Origin of the sequence: Microbacterium testaceum StLB037 (assembly GCF_000202635.1) — a bacterium.
GTDB classification, from domain to species: Bacteria; Actinomycetota; Actinomycetes; order Actinomycetales; family Microbacteriaceae; genus Microbacterium; species Microbacterium testaceum_F.
This window is the reverse complement of the sequence record NC_015125.1, coordinates 2,569,452-2,586,625: the sequence shown is the minus strand read 5'-3', so window position 1 is coordinate 2,586,625 and position 17,174 is coordinate 2,569,452. Positions and strand designations below refer to the sequence as shown.

General features: G+C 69.5%; 18 protein-coding genes and 1 tRNA gene. 8 read left to right on the top strand and 11 right to left on the bottom strand.

Features of this window, described 5'->3' with window-relative positions:
• Positions 1–43: 43 nt before the first annotated feature.
• Positions 44–748 carry a pyridoxamine 5'-phosphate oxidase family protein gene (locus MTES_RS11720; RefSeq protein ID WP_013585474.1) on the top strand — a complete coding sequence of 235 codons (705 nt, stop codon included), beginning with the start codon at positions 44–46 and terminating at the stop codon, positions 746–748.
• A 65-nt stretch (positions 749–813) separates the two neighbouring features.
• Here MTES_RS11720 and MTES_RS11715 read toward each other — a convergent pair whose 3' ends face one another.
• The gene (locus tag MTES_RS11715) at positions 814–4,272 is read right to left on the bottom strand and encodes a bifunctional proline dehydrogenase/L-glutamate gamma-semialdehyde dehydrogenase (RefSeq protein ID WP_013585473.1); all 3,459 of its coding nucleotides are present in this window, start codon (positions 4,270–4,272) and stop codon (positions 814–816) included.
• Positions 4,273–4,371: 99 nt separating this feature from the next.
• Here MTES_RS11715 and MTES_RS11710 point away from each other — a divergent pair, with 99 nt between their 5' ends.
• Positions 4,372–5,259: a LysR family transcriptional regulator gene (locus MTES_RS11710; RefSeq protein WP_013585472.1), complete on the top strand. Its 888-nt coding sequence runs from the start codon at positions 4,372–4,374 to the stop codon at positions 5,257–5,259.
• Between the two features lie 3 nt (positions 5,260–5,262).
• Here MTES_RS11710 and aztD read toward each other — a convergent pair whose 3' ends face one another.
• Genes aztD through aztB form a run of 4 tightly spaced genes read right to left on the bottom strand, consistent with a single transcriptional unit; the run spans position 5,263 to position 9,492 of the window.
• Positions 5,263–6,471, bottom strand: coding sequence for a zinc metallochaperone AztD (gene aztD / locus MTES_RS11705; protein ID WP_013585471.1), 1,209 nt, complete (start codon positions 6,469–6,471; stop codon positions 5,263–5,265).
• A 33-nt stretch (positions 6,472–6,504) separates the two neighbouring features.
• On the bottom strand, positions 6,505–7,404 hold the full coding sequence (gene aztC / locus MTES_RS11700; protein WP_013585470.1) for a zinc ABC transporter substrate-binding protein AztC: 900 nt from the start codon (positions 7,402–7,404) through the stop codon (positions 6,505–6,507).
• A gap of 1 nt (position 7,405) precedes the next feature.
• Complete coding sequence (locus tag MTES_RS11695) at positions 7,406–8,623, bottom strand: hypothetical protein (protein WP_013585469.1); 1,218 nt, start codon at positions 8,621–8,623, stop codon at positions 7,406–7,408.
• Between the two features lie 14 nt (positions 8,624–8,637).
• On the bottom strand, positions 8,638–9,492 hold the full coding sequence (aztB, locus tag MTES_RS11690; RefSeq protein ID WP_013585468.1) for a zinc ABC transporter permease AztB: 855 nt from the start codon (positions 9,490–9,492) through the stop codon (positions 8,638–8,640).
• Positions 9,493–9,547: 55 nt separating this feature from the next.
• On the opposite strand from aztB, the gene aztA reads away from it, so the two are divergent.
• Complete coding sequence (aztA, locus tag MTES_RS11685) at positions 9,548–10,198, top strand: zinc ABC transporter ATP-binding protein AztA (protein ID WP_013585467.1); 651 nt, start codon at positions 9,548–9,550, stop codon at positions 10,196–10,198.
• Here the strand turns inward: aztA and MTES_RS11680 are convergent.
• Complete coding sequence (locus tag MTES_RS11680; protein WP_043361370.1) at positions 10,170–10,601, bottom strand: MarR family winged helix-turn-helix transcriptional regulator; 432 nt, start codon at positions 10,599–10,601, stop codon at positions 10,170–10,172. The genes aztA and MTES_RS11680 overlap by 29 nt on opposite strands.
• Before the next feature lie 144 nt (positions 10,602–10,745).
• Here MTES_RS11680 and MTES_RS11675 point away from each other — a divergent pair, with 144 nt between their 5' ends.
• Positions 10,746–11,129, top strand: a complete 384-nt coding sequence (locus MTES_RS11675; protein WP_013585464.1) for a hypothetical protein — start codon at positions 10,746–10,748, stop codon at positions 11,127–11,129.
• 87 nt (positions 11,130–11,216) lie between these two features.
• Positions 11,217–11,567, top strand: a complete 351-nt coding sequence (locus MTES_RS18545; protein WP_013585463.1) for a hypothetical protein — start codon at positions 11,217–11,219, stop codon at positions 11,565–11,567.
• Between the two features lie 100 nt (positions 11,568–11,667).
• On the opposite strand, the gene MTES_RS11665 is transcribed toward MTES_RS18545, so the two are convergent.
• A tRNA-Tyr gene (locus MTES_RS11665) sits at positions 11,668–11,749 on the bottom strand.
• 91 nt (positions 11,750–11,840) lie between these two features.
• Positions 11,841–12,341, bottom strand: coding sequence for an FBP domain-containing protein (locus MTES_RS11660; RefSeq protein ID WP_013585462.1), 501 nt, complete (start codon positions 12,339–12,341; stop codon positions 11,841–11,843).
• A 38-nt stretch (positions 12,342–12,379) separates the two neighbouring features.
• On the opposite strand from MTES_RS11660, the gene MTES_RS11655 reads away from it, so the two are divergent.
• A complete protein-coding gene (locus MTES_RS11655; protein ID WP_013585461.1) occupies positions 12,380–12,940 on the top strand; it encodes a GNAT family N-acetyltransferase in 561 nt (186 codons plus the stop codon).
• Here the strand turns inward: MTES_RS11655 and MTES_RS11645 are convergent.
• The gene (locus MTES_RS11645; protein ID WP_148272868.1) at positions 12,937–13,713 is read right to left on the bottom strand and encodes a hypothetical protein; all 777 of its coding nucleotides are present in this window, start codon (positions 13,711–13,713) and stop codon (positions 12,937–12,939) included. The two genes, MTES_RS11655 and MTES_RS11645, sit on opposite strands and share 4 nt — an antisense overlap.
• A gap of 107 nt (positions 13,714–13,820) precedes the next feature.
• On the opposite strand from MTES_RS11645, the gene MTES_RS11640 reads away from it, so the two are divergent.
• Both MTES_RS11640 and MTES_RS11635 read left to right on the top strand, forming a co-directional pair.
• On the top strand, positions 13,821–14,312 hold the full coding sequence (locus tag MTES_RS11640) for a YajQ family cyclic di-GMP-binding protein (protein WP_013585459.1): 492 nt from the start codon (positions 13,821–13,823) through the stop codon (positions 14,310–14,312).
• 153 nt (positions 14,313–14,465) lie between these two features.
• Complete coding sequence (locus tag MTES_RS11635) at positions 14,466–14,939, top strand: DUF732 domain-containing protein (protein ID WP_148272867.1); 474 nt, start codon at positions 14,466–14,468, stop codon at positions 14,937–14,939.
• Positions 14,940–14,969: 30 nt separating this feature from the next.
• Here the strand turns inward: MTES_RS11635 and MTES_RS18935 are convergent, their stop codons facing one another.
• Together MTES_RS18935 and MTES_RS19360 are read right to left on the bottom strand one after the other, a co-directional pair.
• Positions 14,970–15,161 (bottom strand): hypothetical protein, encoded by a 192-nt coding sequence (locus tag MTES_RS18935; protein WP_013585457.1) that lies wholly within the window; start codon positions 15,159–15,161, stop codon positions 14,970–14,972.
• 228 nt (positions 15,162–15,389) lie between these two features.
• The gene (locus MTES_RS19360; RefSeq protein WP_158309756.1) at positions 15,390–17,066 is read right to left on the bottom strand and encodes a right-handed parallel beta-helix repeat-containing protein; all 1,677 of its coding nucleotides are present in this window, start codon (positions 17,064–17,066) and stop codon (positions 15,390–15,392) included.
• Positions 17,067–17,174: the final 108 nt, after the last annotated feature.

Below are 17,174 nucleotides of genomic sequence, written 5' to 3'. Positions count from 1 at the left end.
ACTGGACTACGCACTGGACCACCCCAGCCGCTGGAATCGGGGGATGACCGACCTTCCCCTGCCCGAGCGTCCCCTCCCCGCGCTCCCGCTCACCGCTCAGACCCGCGTCCGTCGCGAGGCCCACTATCAGGTCACGGACCGCGCCGCACTGTACGACGTGATCGACGGCGCCCTGTCCGCGACCATCGCGATCGTGCGCGACGGCCGCCCCGTCGCCCTTCCGATCGGCATCGGCCGCGACGGCGACGACCTTCTCATCCACGGCTCGACGGGCAGCGACTTCTTCCGGCGGATCGCCGCGGGAACCCCCGTCTGCGTGACCGTCACGCACCTGATGGGACTGAAGTACGCGCGCTCGCTCTTCGACAGCTCGATGCGGTACCGGTGCGCGGTGGTGTTCGGGGTGGCATCCGTGGTCCCTCCCGAAGAGAAGGAAGCCGCGCTCCTGACGCTGTCGGAGCACCTCATGCCGGGGCGCAGCCTCGACGTGCGCCCCATGACGGCGCGGGAGCTGGCCGCGACGATGGTGCTGCGCGTCCCGCTCGCCGAGGCCAGCGTGAAGGACAACGCCGGATCACTCGTCGAGGAGGACGGCGACGGCGAGGACCGCGCGGTGTGGGCGGGCACCCTTCCGCTGCGGATGAGCGCGGGCGAGCCCGTCACCTCTCCGCAGACGGCGACGGGGACGCCGGTTCCCGCCTCGGTCCGGCGTGCGGCCGAGCGGGTGGCGGCCACGGGCGTGGCCTGACCTAGCGCCAGGTCGAGCGCGTGGGCGCCACGGGCCAGGCCTGACGACCCCCGGCGGAGGGGACCTCAGCGGCCGGCGACCAGAGGCGGCACCACGTACCTCCGCGGCGTGCCGAAGCGGTGCGCGGTGATCGACACGGCCTGCTCGCGCAGGAACGGCAGCAGCTCGACATGTCCGGCGCGGGTGACTTCCCCGGCGTACACGGCGACCGAGGGCGAGCCGCCGGTGGCTTCGGCGACCGCTGTGACCGACCCGCCCAGCAGCCGCACGCGCCCACCCGAACGGGCGAGACGCGCGAGACGGCGCGCCCAGTCGGCAGCGTCTTCGACCACCGCGCCGACGCCCACGCCCTCGAGCCACGCGCGAACGGCGGGCGAGAGCTCCGTCGCGGCGCTGACGGTGATCGTCGAGCCCACCCGGACCCCCGCCGCGACGACCCGCACGAGAGCGGCCGCGGAAGCGTCCTCGAGGCGCACGGTCACCGGCACCGCGGCGTAGCGCAGCACGTTCTGCTCCGACTCCAGGCCCGTCACGTCGCGGGCGAGCGAGAACTCCTCGGCCCACGCGGCGGCGTCACTGGAGAGGGCGGATGCCAGCCACTCGCGCTCCTGCGACGGAACGGCCGCGAGCGCCGGCGCAGCGAGAGCGTCCGCCGACCGCGGGACGGAAGACGCCGCATCCGTCCAGGATCCGAAGCCGAAGAGGTAGTGCGGTCCGCCGGCCTTCGTTCCGGCTCCCACGGCCGACTTCTTCCACCCGCCGAACGGCTGACGCTGCACGATCGCGCCCGTCGTGCCGCGGTTGACGTACACGTTGCCGGCCTCGATGCGCGAGAGCCAGGCGTCGATCTCCGACGAGTCCAGCGCGTGCAGACCCGAGGTGAGGCCGTACTCGATCGCGTTGACGATCTCGATCGCCTCGTCCAGCGTCTCGGCCGTCATGATGCCGAGCACGGGTCCGAAGTACTCGGTGCGGTGGAAGGCGCTGCCCGGCTGAACGCCTTCGCGGATGCCGGGACGCCAGAGCTTCCCGTCCTCGTCGAGCTTGCGCGGCTCGACGACCCACCGCTGGCCCGACTCGAGAGTCGTGAGAGCCTGCAAGAGCTTTCCCTGGGCCGGCTCGATGAGCGGGCCGACGCGCGATGCCTCGTCCCACGGCATCCCGACCTCGAGAGAGGTGACGGCGTCGACGAGCTGGTCGCGGAAGCGGCGGGATCGAGCGACCGAGCCGACGAGAACGACGAGGGAGGCCGCGGAGCACTTCTGTCCGGCGTGACCGAAGGCCGACATCGCGACGTCCTTGGCCGCGAGGTCGAGATCGGCGCTGGGCGTGACGATCACGGCGTTCTTGCCGCTCGTCTCGGCGAGCAGCGGCAGGTCGGGCCGGAACGAGCGGAACAGCTCGGCCGTCTCGTACGCACCGGTGAGCACGACTCGCTCGACGGCGGGGTGGGTGAGCAGCTGGCGACCGAGGTCGTTCTCCGACACCTGCACGAGCTTCAGCACCTCGCGAGGCACGCCGGCCTCCCATAGCGCCTCGACCATGACGGCGCCCGAGCGCTCGGCGAGAGAGGCCGGCTTGATGACCACGGCGGATCCCGCGGCGAGAGCGGCGAGGGTGGAGCCCGCGGGAATCGCGACGGGGAAGTTCCACGGCGGGGTGACCACGGTCACACCGACCGGGGTGAACCGCGCACCATCGACGGTCTCGAGGGCGCGCGCCTGCTCGGCGTAGTAGTGCGCGAAGTCGATCGCCTCCGACACCTCGGGGTCGCTCTGCTCGATGACCTTGCCACACTCCGCACCCATGACCTCGAGGAGGTCGGCGCGGTGAGCCTCCAGCGCATCGCCGGCGCGGTGCAGGATCTCGGCGCGACCGGCGGCTCCGAGCGAGCGCCACGCGGCGGCGGCGTCCGCGGCATCCTGGATCAGCGTGTTCAGGGCCGCTTCGTCGGTCACGGTGTGCGCGGCGATGGTCGCCCGGCCGAGGTCGGACCCTTCCATCCGCGCGACGATCGCGCGGGACCACTCGCGGTTCGCGGCGATCGCGGGGTCGGAGTCCGGGGTGTTGCGGAACCCCTCTCTCGGCGCCGGGGCAGCCGGCGCGGTGCGATCCTGCACGCGGTTCGACGCCGGAACACCCGAGGGCATGTCGGCGAGGGATGCAAGGAAGCGGTCCCGCTCGCGAGCGAACAACGCTTCGTGGGTGTCGAGGTCGAACACCGCCGACATGAAGTTCTCGCTCGACGCGCCCTCCTCGAGGCGGCGGATGAGGTACGCGATCGCGACGTCGAACTCCTGCGGGTGCACCACCGGGGTGTACAGCAGGATCGACCCGACCGTCCGGCGCACCACAGCCTGCTGCGCCGTGGCCATGCCGAGCAGCATCTCGATCTCGATGCCGCCTGTCACGCCCCGCCTCTCGGCGATCAGCCACGCGAGGGCGACGTCGAACAGGTTGTGTCCCGCGACGCCGATCCGCACGTTCTTCGTGTGCTCCGGTCGCAGCGCGTAGTCGAGCACCGCCTTGTAGGACGCGTCTGTCGCCTGCTTCGACGGCCAGGTCGCGAGCGGCCAGTCGTGCACGTCGGCATCCACGCGCTCCATCGGCAGGTTCGCGCCCTTCACGACCCGCACCTTGATCGGAGCACCTCCGGATGCCACCCGCGCGGCCGTCCACTCCTGCAGGCGGATCATCGCGGCGAGCGCATCGGGCAGGTAGGCCTGCAGCACGATGCCGGCCTCGACACCGTGGAACTCGGGCTCACCCAGGAGCGTCTCGAAGACCGCGAGGGTGAGATCGAGGTCCTTGAACTCCTCCATGTCGAGGTTGAGGAAGGTCCCGGTCTCCTTCGCCACGCGATACAGCGGGCGCAGCGCCGCCACGGCGTCGGCGACGGCGGCGTCGAAGGCCCACGGAGTGTGCGGGGCGACGGTCGACGACACCTTGATCGAGACGTAGTCGACGTCGTCGCGGGCGAGGAGCTTGCGGGTCCCCACGAGCCGGCGAGCCGCCTCCTTCTTCCCGAGGATCGCCTCGCCGAGCAGGTTCACGTTGAGGCGGATGCCATCGCCCCGGCCGCGGACGGAGGTGATGGCCTCGCCGAGCTTGCGGTCGGTGGCGTCGACGATGAGGTGGCGCACCATCGAGCGCAGCGCCGCGCGGGCGGCGGGCACCACGACCCGCGGGAGGATCGGCGCGGCGAAGGCACCCAGGCGGATCGCGGCCTTCAGGTGCAGGGGCAGGAAACCCGGGATGAGGGGGGTGAGCGCCGCGAGGTTGCGCGCGGCCACGCGGAGGTCTTCTGGGCGCACGACGCCGTCGACGAAGCCGACGGTGAAGTCGAGGCCGTGCGGGTCGCGCAGCACCCCGGCCAGACGCTCGGCCGAGACGTCGACCGGCTCCCCGCGGCTCTCGGCGAGCCAGCGGCGCACGAGGGCGATCGCCTCGTCGGCGAGCTCGTGGGGCGAGACCCCGTCGCCCTGCGGGGCGGCGGCGGAGACATGCTGATCGGTGAGCGACATGGCGATCCTTCCTCGGATGCTCTCAGTGTGCGGCCGGCTTCCATTCGAGAAAAGCGATCATTACTGACGCATACTGATCGATAGAGCCGAAGGGATGTCATGTTCGATCTGCGCCGTCTGCGCCTCCTGCACGAGTTGTCGGTGCGGGGCACCCTCGCGGCGGTCGCCGAGGCGCTCTCGTACAGCCCCTCGACGATCTCGCAGCAGCTCGCCCTGCTCGAGAAGGAGGCGGGAGTCCCCCTGCTCGAACCCGACGGTCGCCGGGTCCGCCTCACCGCGCAGGGCGCCGCCCTCGCCGCTCACGCCGCCCGCATGCTCGCCGCCGATGAGGCCGCGCGCGCCGAACTCGAGCGCATGCGTCCCTCGCTGGCACCCGTGCGCCTCGCGGTCATGCAGTCCGCCGCGCACGGCCTGCTCCCCCGGACCCTCGACGCCCTGGCCGAGAGCGAGCCGCAGCTGCGCATCGAGGTCGCCGAACTCGCCCCCGAGGAAGGGCTGTTCGAGGTCGCGGCGCGGGGCTTCGACCTCGCCGTGGCAGAGCAGTACCCCGGTCACACGCGCGAGCACCGCGACGGCATCGAGCGGAGCCTCTTGGGGAGGGACGCGATCCGCCTCGCCGTCTCCCGCGACGACCCCGCGCGGGGCCTCGACGACCTCCGCGACCGCGCCTGGGTCATGGAACCGGTGGGCACCGCCGCCCGCCAGTGGGCGACGCAGCAATGCCGCGCCGCCGGGTTCGAGCCCGACGTGAGATTCGAGATGGCCGACCTCACCGCGCACGCCCGGCTGGTGGCATCGGGTCATGCCGTGGGGATGATCCCCGACCTCGTCTTCGCGGGCGACACCCCCGCCGTGCGCCTGGTCGATCTGCCCGGCGAACCGCGCCGCGAGGTGTTCACGGCCGTCCGTCGCGGAACGGCCGACCGCCCCGGCGTACGCGCGGTGCGAGCAGCACTGCAGGTGGCGTACGACCGGGGCGGTCGGTGAAGCTCAGCGCGTGAGCGCGATCTCGTTCGGCGCCTGGTCGAGCGTCACGCTCTTCACGACGTTCCCGGTGGGGAGATCGACCGCGTGCACCGCGTTCTTCGCGGGCTCCGTCACGTAGGCGATGTCGCCCGAGACCTTGATCGCGGGGTGGGCGTCCTGCCACTCGGCCGGCCCCTCCCACGCCCCGATCACGGGGTACGACGCGGTCAGATCCCCGGTCGCCGGGTCGAGCACGTGGATCGAGCCGTCGGTCGCGAGGATGTAGGCGAGTCCGCCGGGACCGCGCGCGATGTCGCGGAACGTGTACTCCACGCCCTCGGGCAGGTCGATCACGCGCTGGGTCTTCGCGGCGGTGTCGATCAGGGCGACGCGGTGCAGGAGGTAGCCCTCGGCATCCGGGTCGTCCTTGTAGTCGCCGACGATCAGCGCGCTGTCCTCGCTGACGTAGGCGTTGCCCATGCGCCCGTAGGGCTGATCCGGCGCGGTGAGCTTGGTGAAGGTTCCCGCGTCGTAGACGAGCGCGCCGTTCTCGCACCCGAAGACGACCACCTCGTCCTTCGCGGTGCCCTCGCCGTGAACGCCGGGGCAGTCGCTGCTCTGCGCGATGGTCGCCCCGGACGCGTCCTTCGCGATGACGCCGTTGCGCCCGTCGGCGTTGCCCACCGTGGTGAGGAAGGTGCCGTCCTCGAGCACGATCGACACCCCGTGGTGCGCCTCGACACCGGGGATCGTCTCGACGGCGGGAAGGGAATCAGTGGATGCCAGCAGCGCATCGCTGTCGAAGACGGTCGAGTCGCTCGTGCCGTCGGCGTACAGCACGGTCTTGCCGCCGTGCGTGACCACGTGACCCGGCTTGGCGGCCGGGAACACCAGGTCGGTGAGCTCGGGTTCGGCGTCGGGGGTACCGGCATCCAGAACCTGGAAGCCCTCGCTCGTCGTCACCATGACGTGGCGTCCATCGCCCGCGGAGTTCAGGCGCGTGAACTGCTCGGAGCTGACGTCGCCGAGGGCCTCGAGGCTCGCGCCGTCGAGCACGACGATGCCGCCGGGGTAGGAGAGGGCGACGCGGGTGCCGGTCTCGGCCGGGGCGTTGGACGCGGGGGCAGCGGAGCCGGGGGTGGCGGAGCCGGTGCCGCCCGCGCAGGCGGTGAGACCGACGGTCGCGCCGACCGCGAGCGCGAGCAGACTCGCGCGGAGGAAGGGTGTGCGCATGTGATTTCTCTTTCTTCGGTGGGGGCCGGCCGCTCAGGGCGACAGGCCGCGGGCGATGCGCTCCGTGTTGACGCGCATCATGGTCAGGTAGTCGGGGGCGTCGCCCGAGGCGTCGGTGAGCGACTCGGTGAACAGCTCGATCACCTCGACGCGGCGGTCGGCCTCGTCCGCGAGCGCCCGGACGAGGCGGTCGGGCGATGAGGACTCGGCGAAGATCGTCGGGACCCCCGCCTCATCGATGGCCGCGACGAGGTCGGCGAGATCGCTCGCGCTGGGCGCGGCGAGCGTGGTCCCGCCGGGGATCACCGCCCCGATCAGGCGAAAGTCGAAGCGGTCGGCGAGGTACCCGAACACGTGGTGGTTCGTGACGAGAGCACGACGCTCCGCCGGGATCGCGGCGAAGGCGGCGGTCATCGCGGCATCCAGGTCCTCGAGGTCGGCGCGATAGGCGGCGGCGTGCTCGGCGACCGCGGCACCACCGAGTCGCTCGAGGACCGGGGTGAGCGCATCGACGACCGCGATCATCTGCGCCGGGTCGGTCCAGAAGTGCGGATCGTCGGCGCCGCCGGCGTCCGTCGAGGTGTAGGGCAGCACGGTCACGGCATCGCCGGCGACGAACGTCTCCACCCCCTCGGATGCCGCCGCGTCGAGGTGCTGCTGCAGCCCCTCCTCGAGTCCGAGACCGTTCGCGACGAGCAGGTCGGCCGAGCGCAGGCGCGCGGCCTCCGCGGCGGAGATCTCGAACGAGTGCGGATCGGCCCCGGGGCGCATGAGCGTCAGTACCTCGACGTCGTCGCCGACGAGGTGCGACACGACGTCGCCGAGAATGTTGGTCGTCACGACGACGAGCGGGCGATCCGATGCCGCCGTGCCGGCGCACCCGGTGAGCGCGAGCAGGACGCCGGTCACGGCGAGGGCGAGGAGCTTCCTCATCTCAGCGTCCCGTCTCGGCGACGAACAGCGGCGTACGCTCGGGCGCGAACTCGCGGGCGACGCGTGCGCCGTCGGCGAAGTCGATCTCCCACATGCGCCCCTCCGTCGGACCGTTGAGGTACGCGCGCTGCTGGTCGGCGATCAGGCTGACCGGCTGACCCGCGGCGAGACTCGCCCCCACGAGCGGGACGGATGCCGCGCGCTCCGCGCCCGTCTCCCCGTCGAGAACGAGCACGCGTCCGTCGGCGGTGAGGGCGAGCACGTTCGCGTCCTTGTCGTCGACCGCGGTGACCTGCACGACCGGCTCGGGCGTGGGAAGCAGGGTCCACGAACGCGCGCGGGTGTCGAGCAGCCACGCCCCCGCTCCCCCGGCGACGGCGGCGACGGTCGGACGCCCCTCGCGATGGGCGAAGGCGGTGGCGCGGGGCGCGGACGTTCCCTCGGGGTAGGGGATGCGTTCGACGACGGGCTTGTCGTCCTCGACACTGATGAGGAGGGCGCCGTCACGGCATCCGATCACCGCTCCGACGCGGGTCGTGATGGTTCCCGCGGGCTCCGTGCACGCGACGGGATCCCCCATCGCCGCACCGTCGGCGGCATGCAGCGTGACCTCGTCGGCTGCGGCGATCGCCGCGAACGAGCCGGCGGGCGCCACGAGCCCCGGGCCGGGGGTGACCCGCAGCCGGAAGCTCTCGACGACTGCGCCCTTCGACAGCGCCTCGGTGTCGAGCAGGACGGCCTCGCCGGAGTCGGGGAAGAACACCCCGGTGCCGCCGGTGGTCGACGAGGTCGAGGTGGCGACCGTCGCGACACCCCCGCCCCGGACGTCGCCGAGGAGCTTCGGCTCCGCCCGGTAGTAGTGGAAATGATCGACGTGATCCCAGGTCCAGACGCCGCTGTCGACGATCGAGACACCGGACGCGTCAGCCGCGAAGAGATAGCGCCCGTCGGAATGCAGCGCCGCGGGCGTGCGGACCGCACCGAGGTCGGCGGTCGTCTCCTCGAGGAGGTCGAGGTGCGAGACCCGGCCTTCGCCGTCGATCGAGGTGAGACCGACCGCCGGTTCGGCGAGCTCGGCGGCGCCGGCGATCTCGCCGTGGGTGTCGACGGACGGCTCGGGGGAAGGGGAAGAGGGCGCCGACGACGAGCACCCGACGAGCGCGACGAGCAGGAGAGCGGTGACCGGAAGGAGAGGGCGGGGGGAAGAGCGGTGGAGCATGGAGACTTTCTGCGTCAGAGGGGAACAGGAACGGCGGGGGCGACACGGCGCCGGAGTGCGGTGACGGTGACACGCAGCACACCCGACGCCCCCGCGGCGGCGATGGCGGTGGCGGCTATCGTCGCGCCCGCGGCCGTGGCGGCGTGCCACGAGATCACGAGGCCCCCGAAGACCGCGGCCACCCCGATGAGCGCGGCGAGCGCCATCGTCGTGGGGATGCGGTGGGTCCACGGGCGCGCCGCGACGGCCGGGGCCACGAGCAGCCCCACGACCAGGAGCGAACCGACGGCTTGATAGGAGGCCACCACCGCGAGGGTGACGAGCCCGACGAGAGCGGTCTGCGCGAGGCGGGGCCGCAGCCCGAGCACGTGCGCGACGCGCTCGTCGATCGCGACGGCGACGAGGCTCCGGTGCGCGAGCACCGCCGTGACGAGGCCGAGCGCGACCGCGACGGCGAGCACGACGAGGTCATCGACCCCGATGGCGAGGATGTCGCCGAAGAGGATAGCCGTGGCATCCGTCGCGAAGCTCCCGGCGTGCGAGATCACGATGACCCCGAGCGCGAGCATGCCCACGAACAGCAGCCCGATGCTCGTGTCGTACGACAGGCGCCCACGACGCTGGAGCGCTCCGATGCCGAGGCTCATGACCACCGCGCTCGCGGCGGCGCCGAGGAGCACGGGCAGTCCGAGCACAGTCGCGAGAGCGACGCCGGGGAGCATGCCGTGCGCGAGCGCTTCGCCGAGGAACGCCATGCCGCGCACGATCACCCACGTGCCGGCGATCCCGCACAGCACGGCGACGAGCGACCCGCCCCAGAACGCGCGCTGCACGAACTCGAACGAGAACGGATCGGCGAAAAGGGACACGAGGCACGACCGTAGCGTTGTTGAGAACGATTCTCAAACTCATACAATGGATGCCATGCCCCCCGCCTCCGCCTCCCTCCGCGGCATCCGCGTCGACTTCCCCGGCACGCGAGCCGTCGATGACGTCGATCTCGACATCGCCCCGGGAGTCCTCACCGCGATCGTCGGCCCCAACGGCGCGGGCAAGTCGACGCTTCTCGAGGTCCTGGCCGGCACCCGGCGGCCGACCGCGGGACGCGTCGACGTCCACGGGCACTCCCGCGCTTTCGTCCCCCAGCGCGCAGCCGTCTCCGATCGCCTCCCCCTGACGGTGCGTGAGATGGTCGCGGTGGGGACCTGGGGTCGCCGCGGCCGCCTCCGACGGAGTTCACCGACGCGGCGCGCCGCCGTCGACGACGCGATGGCCCGTCTTGACATCACGCCCCTCGCGCGGCATCCCTTCACCTCCCTCTCAGGCGGTCAGCGGCAGCGGGCGCTCCTGGCACAGGGCCTCGCGCGCGCGGCCGACCTCCTGCTCCTCGACGAGCCCACCACGGGACTCGACGCGCACAGCGGCGCGCTCATCCGCGCCGCGATCGCGGACGAGACGCGACGCGGGACCTCCGTCGTCTGCGTGAGCCACGACGACGCACTCGTCGCGTGCGCGACACGTCTCGTTCGGCTCGAGGGCGGTCGCGTCAGATCGTCGCGCGCGCTCGCGCCGTGACGCGGCGCAGCATCTCGGCGAAGACGAGGGATGCCTCCGGCGATTCCGCTCGAACCGCCTGCCGGACCTCGATCTCGAAGCGCCGGAGGGCCGACCACGGCTCGACGTTCAGGTCGATCTCGAGATGGATGTGATTCACCCGACGATCGTCCGCGTCGAGCTCGCGCCGCAGGATCCCCCTGCCGACGAGCCGATCCACGAGCGTCGTCACCCCCGCAGACGTCACATCCAGGTGCTCGCGGAGCACCGAGGGGCGGATGCCGGGATGAGCGCCGACACTCTGGATCGCGCGCGCCTCGAGGTCACTGACACTGAGCACTTTCCGCGCCGCGACCAGGGCATCTCGGCCCGCGTCGACATAAGAGTCGAGAGCGTCGAGGAGGACAGATGACGCGTCGGACACGGCCCCCTCCCCCCTGCGGCCCCGGCTGGCCACTCTCCGAGCATATCCAGGGAGATGAATTATTCATGTACTTATTTAATTTCGTGAAATACCTGCTAAGTTAGCAGTTAGCCCCGCCCAACGACCCATTCGAAGGAGATCGCCATGGCCAAGCTGTATTACGGTTCCGACACCGCACCCGTCACCCTCCCCGACCGTCTGCTCGGATACATCAAGGTGATCACCGCGACCAAACTGCGCCGCGGAGAATCATTCACCCTGACCTGGTCCGGCGCAGAGGGCGAGAACGGCCGCTCCACCATCTGGCTCCAGCCGTCCATTCCCCTGCGCTTCGTCTTCGACTCCGCCGAGCCGGAGCAGCTGAGCGGCGAGTACCTTCGGGCACTGGCCGACCAGTCGAACTCCGCGACCGGCCTGAACGTCGATGTGCGCTCGTGGGAAGCCGCCGAGGAGGCCGTCCGCACTCCGGCGCGGGCCACCGCGTCGGCTCCGTCGCGTCCGTCGACGCGGTCCGTTCGCGCGGCCTGATAACACACCTCTTCGCCGACCCGTTCCACCCGCCATAATGGCGGTGGGAGCGGGTCTTTCTCGTTCTCTCCGCAGAGACGAGGTGCCGTGCCGGTTCGCAAACTGCTCGACAAAGAGACGCTCGACCAGTGGCTCGACGAATTCCTCGCGCGCGGATACTTGACCGGCAGCGAGATCCGCGTCCTCGAGCACGACGACGATCAGGATCCCGACGCGGGTCTGATCGTCGTCGACCTCAGCCGCGCCAACACCATCAGCTACCTGCAGCCGGTCACGGGCGGCCAGGGCACCTGGAAGGTCACGATGGAGCCTCGTGAGTCGGTGATCGAGCTCGGTGCGGCCGACCTCGTCAACCTCGGCCACGAGGTGACCGTGCTCGGCTCGCTCCTCTGCTTCCTCGAGTCGAAGTCCCGCGTCCTCCTCGAGCAGGCGCGCTGAGACGACCGTCTCGAAGACGCGACCGCACTGCTGTCGCACGACGCCGAGAAATGAGAAATGTCCCGCGACATGGAACTCATGTCGCGGGACATCACGCGGGTGGCGAGTGAGGGATTCGAACCCCCGAATGCAATGCAGTCTGATTTACAGTCAGATCCCTTTGGCCGCTTGGGTAACTCGCCAGGTGCGCACCCGCCCGGCTTTGGCAGTCGACCGGAGGCGCGATAGACCACTCTACTATCCCCGGAGGGATGCCTCCAACCACCGTGGGCGTCACCGCGCGATGTCGGCGACCTCCCGGACGCGGTCAACGAACTCCTCGGTCCGCCGCTTCGTGCCGTCGATCTTGCGATCCACGCTCGCGCGGATCTCGCTCGGGGCGAGGGGCGCCGCCAGACGCACCGTCTCGTGGCACGACAGATCGGCGCACATGTACGTGCCGACGGTGTCGCCCTGCTCCCCCGCGGACCCGGCCTTGCGGGCCGTGAACAGCGACACCTGGTCTCCGGGCTGCATCGTGTGGCAGAGGTTGCACATGGCCGATCGAGCGCGCGACTGGCCTTCCGCGGCGCGGAGCACCACCCCCGTGGGCTCACCGTCGCGCTCGGCGATGACGTAGCCGCGGCCGCGGGTCCGCGGGTCGCGCCACGCGAAGAAGTCGAGGTGATCCCAGTCCGTCAGGACGAAGTCGTGGGGCATCGCGATGACACGCAATTCGTCGGGGGTGGCGTTGATGAACGCGTCCCGGACCTCGGTCTCGGTGAGTGCTCGCATGGCATCCGAGTCTACGAGCGCATCGGTAGGCTGCGGCGATGACGCCGTTTTCGCTGCGCGACGCTCGTCTCGTCCTGAACCAGCCGACGCTCGCCGACGTCGACGACATCACCCGCTACTGCTCCGACCCGGTGTTCGAGCACTACCTCACGACGCCGTGGCCGTACACCCGCGACGACGCGGTCGGTTTCGTCGAGGGATACGTCGCCGACGGCTGGGCCGAGAACCGGGAGTGGACCTGGGCCGTCCGAGAGACGGATGCCGGACCCTTGCTCGGCGTGATCGGTGTCCGCGTGCCGTGGGGCATGGTCGGCTACTGGCTCGGGGCCGAGCACCGCGGTCGCGGTCTCATGCCCGAAGCCCTCGACGCGGTCATCGACGCCACCTTCGCGCGTACCGAGATCGACGCGGTGCTCTGGGAATGCGTCGTCGGCAACGTCGCGTCGATGCGGGTCGCCCAGAAGTGCGGGTTCCGCTACACCGGGGTGCGGCCCGGGCAGGTGCGCGGGCGCGACGGCGAGCAGTCGGCATCCTGGACCGGAGCGCTGCGGCGCGACGACGACCGCTCGCTCAAGGACGGGTGGCCGGTCGAGCCCTAACCGCCCGGGCAGTCGCACGTACTGCCGCTGTAGCAGGCGCAGTATCCCGGCTCGGGGGTCGACGGCGGTTCCGGCTCCCTGCGGAGAACGGTGTGATACCCGGTGCTGGTGCTCAGCACGACGACGAGCTCGGGCGCGCGGGCGTGGATCGCCGCGAGGTTGGGCGGCTCGTTCGTGATCGTCTCGCCGTCGCCCTCGGCATAGGTGAAGAACGTCGTGGTGTCGAAACCGGCCGCGGAGCGGAAGGCCACCCCGACCGTGCGCCCGTCGGCGCAGACGGCCGTCCCACCCGGGAGGTCATCGACCGTGTAGGGCTCCCCGTTGGCGTTCTGCCCGGGCACCCCGTACATCTGCCAGTAGTCGGCCGTCATGTCGAAGGCCGCCTCGTCGGGCGTGCACCCGAGACCGGCGAGGTGCGCGCGATAGTCCGCGATGAGCTGAGCGGGGTCGGCGGTCGCCGTCGAGACGACCCACGAGGTCACGTGTCCGCACGACCAGTAGTAGGGGTCGTAGGGACCCCAGGGTGCGCTGTACGAACCGCGCTTGCAGGTGTCCTGCACGCTCGTGGAGATCGGCTCCCCCAGGGCGGCCGCGGCGATGAGATCCTGCTCGGCCGCGGCAGCCGCGGTGCGAGCGGCGACCACGTCGGGATCCTGCGCTCCGGAAGGAGGAGCTTGCCCCGCCCCCACCGCGCACGCGGACAACGGCAGCAGCCCCATGGCAGCGATCACGACGAGCATCGTGGCGCGGAGGGGCGAAGAGCGTCGTCGCATGGCCCGACAGTAGGGCTCACCCCATACGTCACCGGGTATGCGTGACGATCTTCGTCGCCGAATTCAAGTCCCGGAGCCTTGATTTTCCGCGGTTGTAAACTCTTCGCATGGCAAGCGACAGCTCATTTGACATCGTCTCGAAAATTGATCGACAGGAAGCCGACAACGCCCTGAACCAGGCTCACAAAGAAGTTGAGCAGCGGTACGACTTCAAAGGCACCGATGCGTCGATCGCCTGGAGCGGCGAGTCGATCGTCATCAAGGCGAACTCCGAAGAGCGCGCCAACGCCGTCCTCGACGTGTTCCAGACGAAGCTCATCAAGCGCGGCATCTCGCTGAAGAGCCTCGAGAGCGGCGAGCCGGTGCAGAGCGGCAAGGAGTACCGGATCACCTCCACGCTGAAGGAGGGCATCTCGCAGGAGATCGCGAAGAAGATCGGCAAGATCATCCGCGACGAGGGCCCCAAGGGCGTCAAGTCGCAGATCCAGGGCGACGAACTGCGCGTCCAGTCGAAGTCGCGCGACGACCTGCAGGAAGTCCAGCGTCTGCTGAAGGCCGCCGACCTCGACGTGGATCTGCAGTTCACGAACTACCGGTGATCTTGCTCGCTGGCCTGGGCGCTTGGCGCTCCGATCCGCGAAGAGTCCACGAGAGCGGCGATCGCGGCCATGAGGTCGGCGCTCGCCGCTCTCGCCTTGTTTCCGCTCGCACCGGGCATAGGCATCGGCGTACAGCGTGGGTAGGGTGAGCGAATGAGGCGCGTGTTGATCCCCGGCGTGCTGGCTCTCCTGCTGGCGCTGTCCGGGTGCGTCTACGCGCAGGATGCCGCGGAGCAGTCGGAACCAGCTCCGACGGCGTTCTCCACCCAGGACGGAACGGACAGCGCGGTCTCCGCGGAGCCGACCGACGCACCGGTCGACGAAGCCGGCGGTGCGCCGACCGACGCACCGGTCGACGATCCGGGGATACCCGGGGCGCCGATCGCGGTACCCGACGAGGACACGTCCGGGCCATCAGACATGCTGACGGCGATTCGGCTCACGGTCGTCGAACTCGGCGGCGACGTGGGCGCGGAGCAGGTCGCGTCGGCGGCCGACTATACGTGCGATCAACTCGCCGCCGGCGTCGACCGGGGCAGCATCGTTGCCCTGCAGGGAGACATCCCCGCGGGTGCCAACGAGACACTCGTCCAGCTCGCCGCTGACGAGTACTGCCCGATCCGGTGAGGCCAGCTCGGCAACTCTGAGCGGTTCGTCCTAGCCATGCTTCGCGAGGAAGAGGCTGAGCGAGATCTCCCGCGTATCCGCCCAGCCGCGGCGAGCGCGGACGAGCGTGTAGCCCTCGCCGCGAAGGGCCTCCGCGTGGTCGGCGGTCAGCGCGTGCCGGTCGACTTTCTCCCACCCGCCCGGCATTCGATACGCGTGGGTGACGGTGCGTGGTCGAGACATGGGTGCTCCTGAACGGTCCGTTCGTGCGGGGAGCGCTGCGTCGTCGAAGCGGTAAGAGACCCACCGTACGGGGGCGAAGCGCCGTTGTCTGTCCCCTTTTCGGGTGGATGACGCCCGGGGCGTACGATGCACGCAGCACGGTTGCCCTGGGGAAACACGAATTGTCACCCCGGAGCATCTCTCGGACGAGGTTGTTGACCCCTGGCCAGGCGAAGGACCCGCCCCTCCCTACGGCTCACAAACGGTGGGCGAAGCGACGAGCGGCACAGACGGACTCGAGTCGAGTGTGTTGTCGCAGCCGAAGACATTCGCTGTGCCGTAGTTCTGCAGGAATCCGTACTCAGCGGGATCGATTTCACTGGTGAGCGTGATCGTGTTCGAGGCGAAGACATTGTCGTACCCCCAATCGCGGTCACCAACCTGCGTTGTGACCGATCGGATGCCGTACTTCAGCCCGCTAGTGATGTTGTTCCTGTAGACGAGATAGCCGTCTCCCTTGATCTGGAGGGCCGAGTAGATCGCAGCTTGGTGCGTCGATGAGAACGCCACCGTATTGTTGTAGATCAGGCCGCCGGTCGACTGCTCCTTAGCTTCGATTCCCTCCGCAGTGACGTCGGTGATCGTGTTCCAGATGATCACATTTCGGTCGCTCGCATCCGGAGCGCAATTTGGCTCACAGGTGTCATTCCCTTGGGAATTGCCGACATAGATGCCCTCGCCGTACCGGCCATCTTGATGCCAAATTCCTCCCTTGGGAATGCTTTCATCGAGGCCAGTGTGAGAGATCTGATTAGCGGCGATCAGGTTGTCGCTCGATCCGGTCTGGGCATAGATACCACCCTGCGACGTGTTCGTCACGCGAAGGCCATAGACGCGGGAATCACTGGTGGATGCCAGTGCAACACCCTTCTGTGCGTTCTGGATAGTGAAACCGTTCAAGGTGATGAAGGAGCTTCCTTGCACCCTCACACCGATTCCGTCGACCATGTTGAACGTGTCGGGGAAGGGACGGATGATGGCATCTCGGGTACCGCAAATCGAGATCCTCTGCTCTGCGGTGCCATGTTTGTCATTTACGACAAGCGGGCCGTAGACACCATCTGCGAGGCGAATCGTTGTGCCCGGTTGGGCGGACGCGATCGCAGCGGTCGCAGATGCCGTATCCGTAACCGTCACGGTCGGGGCCGGACATTCAGACACATCGGTCGCGCGCGGCTGCAGATAGGGCTGTTGGTAGCTGACACGCGATGACGGTTGGGATTCAGTCCCGTCTTTGGATACTGCTGTCACGTCGTACTGATAGCTCCGCCCGAACTCGAGCCCAGAGTCGAGCCACGCTGTGTTGTTGGATCCGCCGACGACCCGGGCCAGCGCCCGCGGTTGGCCGGACGAGGACCGATACACGTTGTACTTCACGGCTGAGTCGGCCTTCGGCCACGACACTGTGACGCCCGAGCGTTTCGCGTACGTGTCCGACTGTGCGGGGGTCACCAGACTGATGGGCTGACCCTCGAGGGCAGAGAAATCGAGGACCTTGAAGGCGTCGACATGGATACTCCGCACCGCTGAGGTAGAAGCGTTCGCGTCGGAGGTCCACTCGATCCTGAGAGTGTGAGTGCCGAATCCAGCGGGATCCGAGGCTGGTCCGAGCAGTTGCTGTTGGTACTGATCCGCAGCGGCGTAGCGGTCCACTCGCTCCGTTTCAGCTCCGTCGATCAAAACGCGTGCAATCCCGGAGCGGGGACTCTTGCGCCCGATCCACTCGATCGCCGATCCGGTGAATTGGATCTCGGCCCATCCTGGCGTTGTTCGGAAGCGGCTGGTGCCGCCGAGATCGTTCGGGTTCGTCAATTCCTGCCACGCATCCGGGCCGTAGGTGATGCGCCCGCTATCCTCCTGCACCACCTCCGCCGTTGGCGCTGCCAGCGCGGAACCCGTCGGGAAGCAAACTATTACCACCACACCCGCTACAACGGCAGCGGTCCACTTCGATCGACGGCCCACGATTCCCCC

Excerpts from the sequence above, each read along its gene's own strand:
- MTES_RS11660 (WP_013585462.1), bottom strand. The coding sequence starts at position 12,341 with ATGCGAGCACTCACCGAGACCGAGGTCCGGGACGCGTTCATCAACGCC.
- MTES_RS11695 (WP_013585469.1), bottom strand. The coding sequence starts at position 8,623 with ATGCTCCACCGCTCTTCCCCCCGCCCTCTCCTTCCGGTCACCGCTCTC.
- MTES_RS11715 (WP_013585473.1), bottom strand. The coding sequence starts at position 4,272 with ATGTCGCTCACCGATCAGCATGTCTCCGCCGCCGCCCCGCAGGGCGAC.
- MTES_RS11635 (WP_148272867.1), top strand. The coding sequence starts at position 14,466 with ATGAGGCGCGTGTTGATCCCCGGCGTGCTGGCTCTCCTGCTGGCGCTG.
- aztD (WP_013585471.1), bottom strand. The coding sequence starts at position 6,471 with ATGCGCACACCCTTCCTCCGCGCGAGTCTGCTCGCGCTCGCGGTCGGC.
- MTES_RS11655 (WP_013585461.1), top strand. The coding sequence starts at position 12,380 with ATGACGCCGTTTTCGCTGCGCGACGCTCGTCTCGTCCTGAACCAGCCG.
- aztC (WP_013585470.1), bottom strand. The coding sequence starts at position 7,404 with ATGAGGAAGCTCCTCGCCCTCGCCGTGACCGGCGTCCTGCTCGCGCTC.
- aztA (WP_013585467.1), top strand. The coding sequence starts at position 9,548 with ATGCCCCCCGCCTCCGCCTCCCTCCGCGGCATCCGCGTCGACTTCCCC.
- MTES_RS18935 (WP_013585457.1), bottom strand. The coding sequence starts at position 15,161 with ATGTCTCGACCACGCACCGTCACCCACGCGTATCGAATGCCGGGCGGG.
- MTES_RS11640 (WP_013585459.1), top strand. The coding sequence starts at position 13,821 with ATGGCAAGCGACAGCTCATTTGACATCGTCTCGAAAATTGATCGACAG.
- MTES_RS11675 (WP_013585464.1), top strand. The coding sequence starts at position 10,746 with ATGGCCAAGCTGTATTACGGTTCCGACACCGCACCCGTCACCCTCCCC.
- MTES_RS11710 (WP_013585472.1), top strand. The coding sequence starts at position 4,372 with ATGTTCGATCTGCGCCGTCTGCGCCTCCTGCACGAGTTGTCGGTGCGG.
- MTES_RS11645 (WP_148272868.1), bottom strand. The coding sequence starts at position 13,713 with ATGCGACGACGCTCTTCGCCCCTCCGCGCCACGATGCTCGTCGTGATC.
- MTES_RS11720 (WP_013585474.1), top strand. The coding sequence starts at position 44 with ATGACCGACCTTCCCCTGCCCGAGCGTCCCCTCCCCGCGCTCCCGCTC.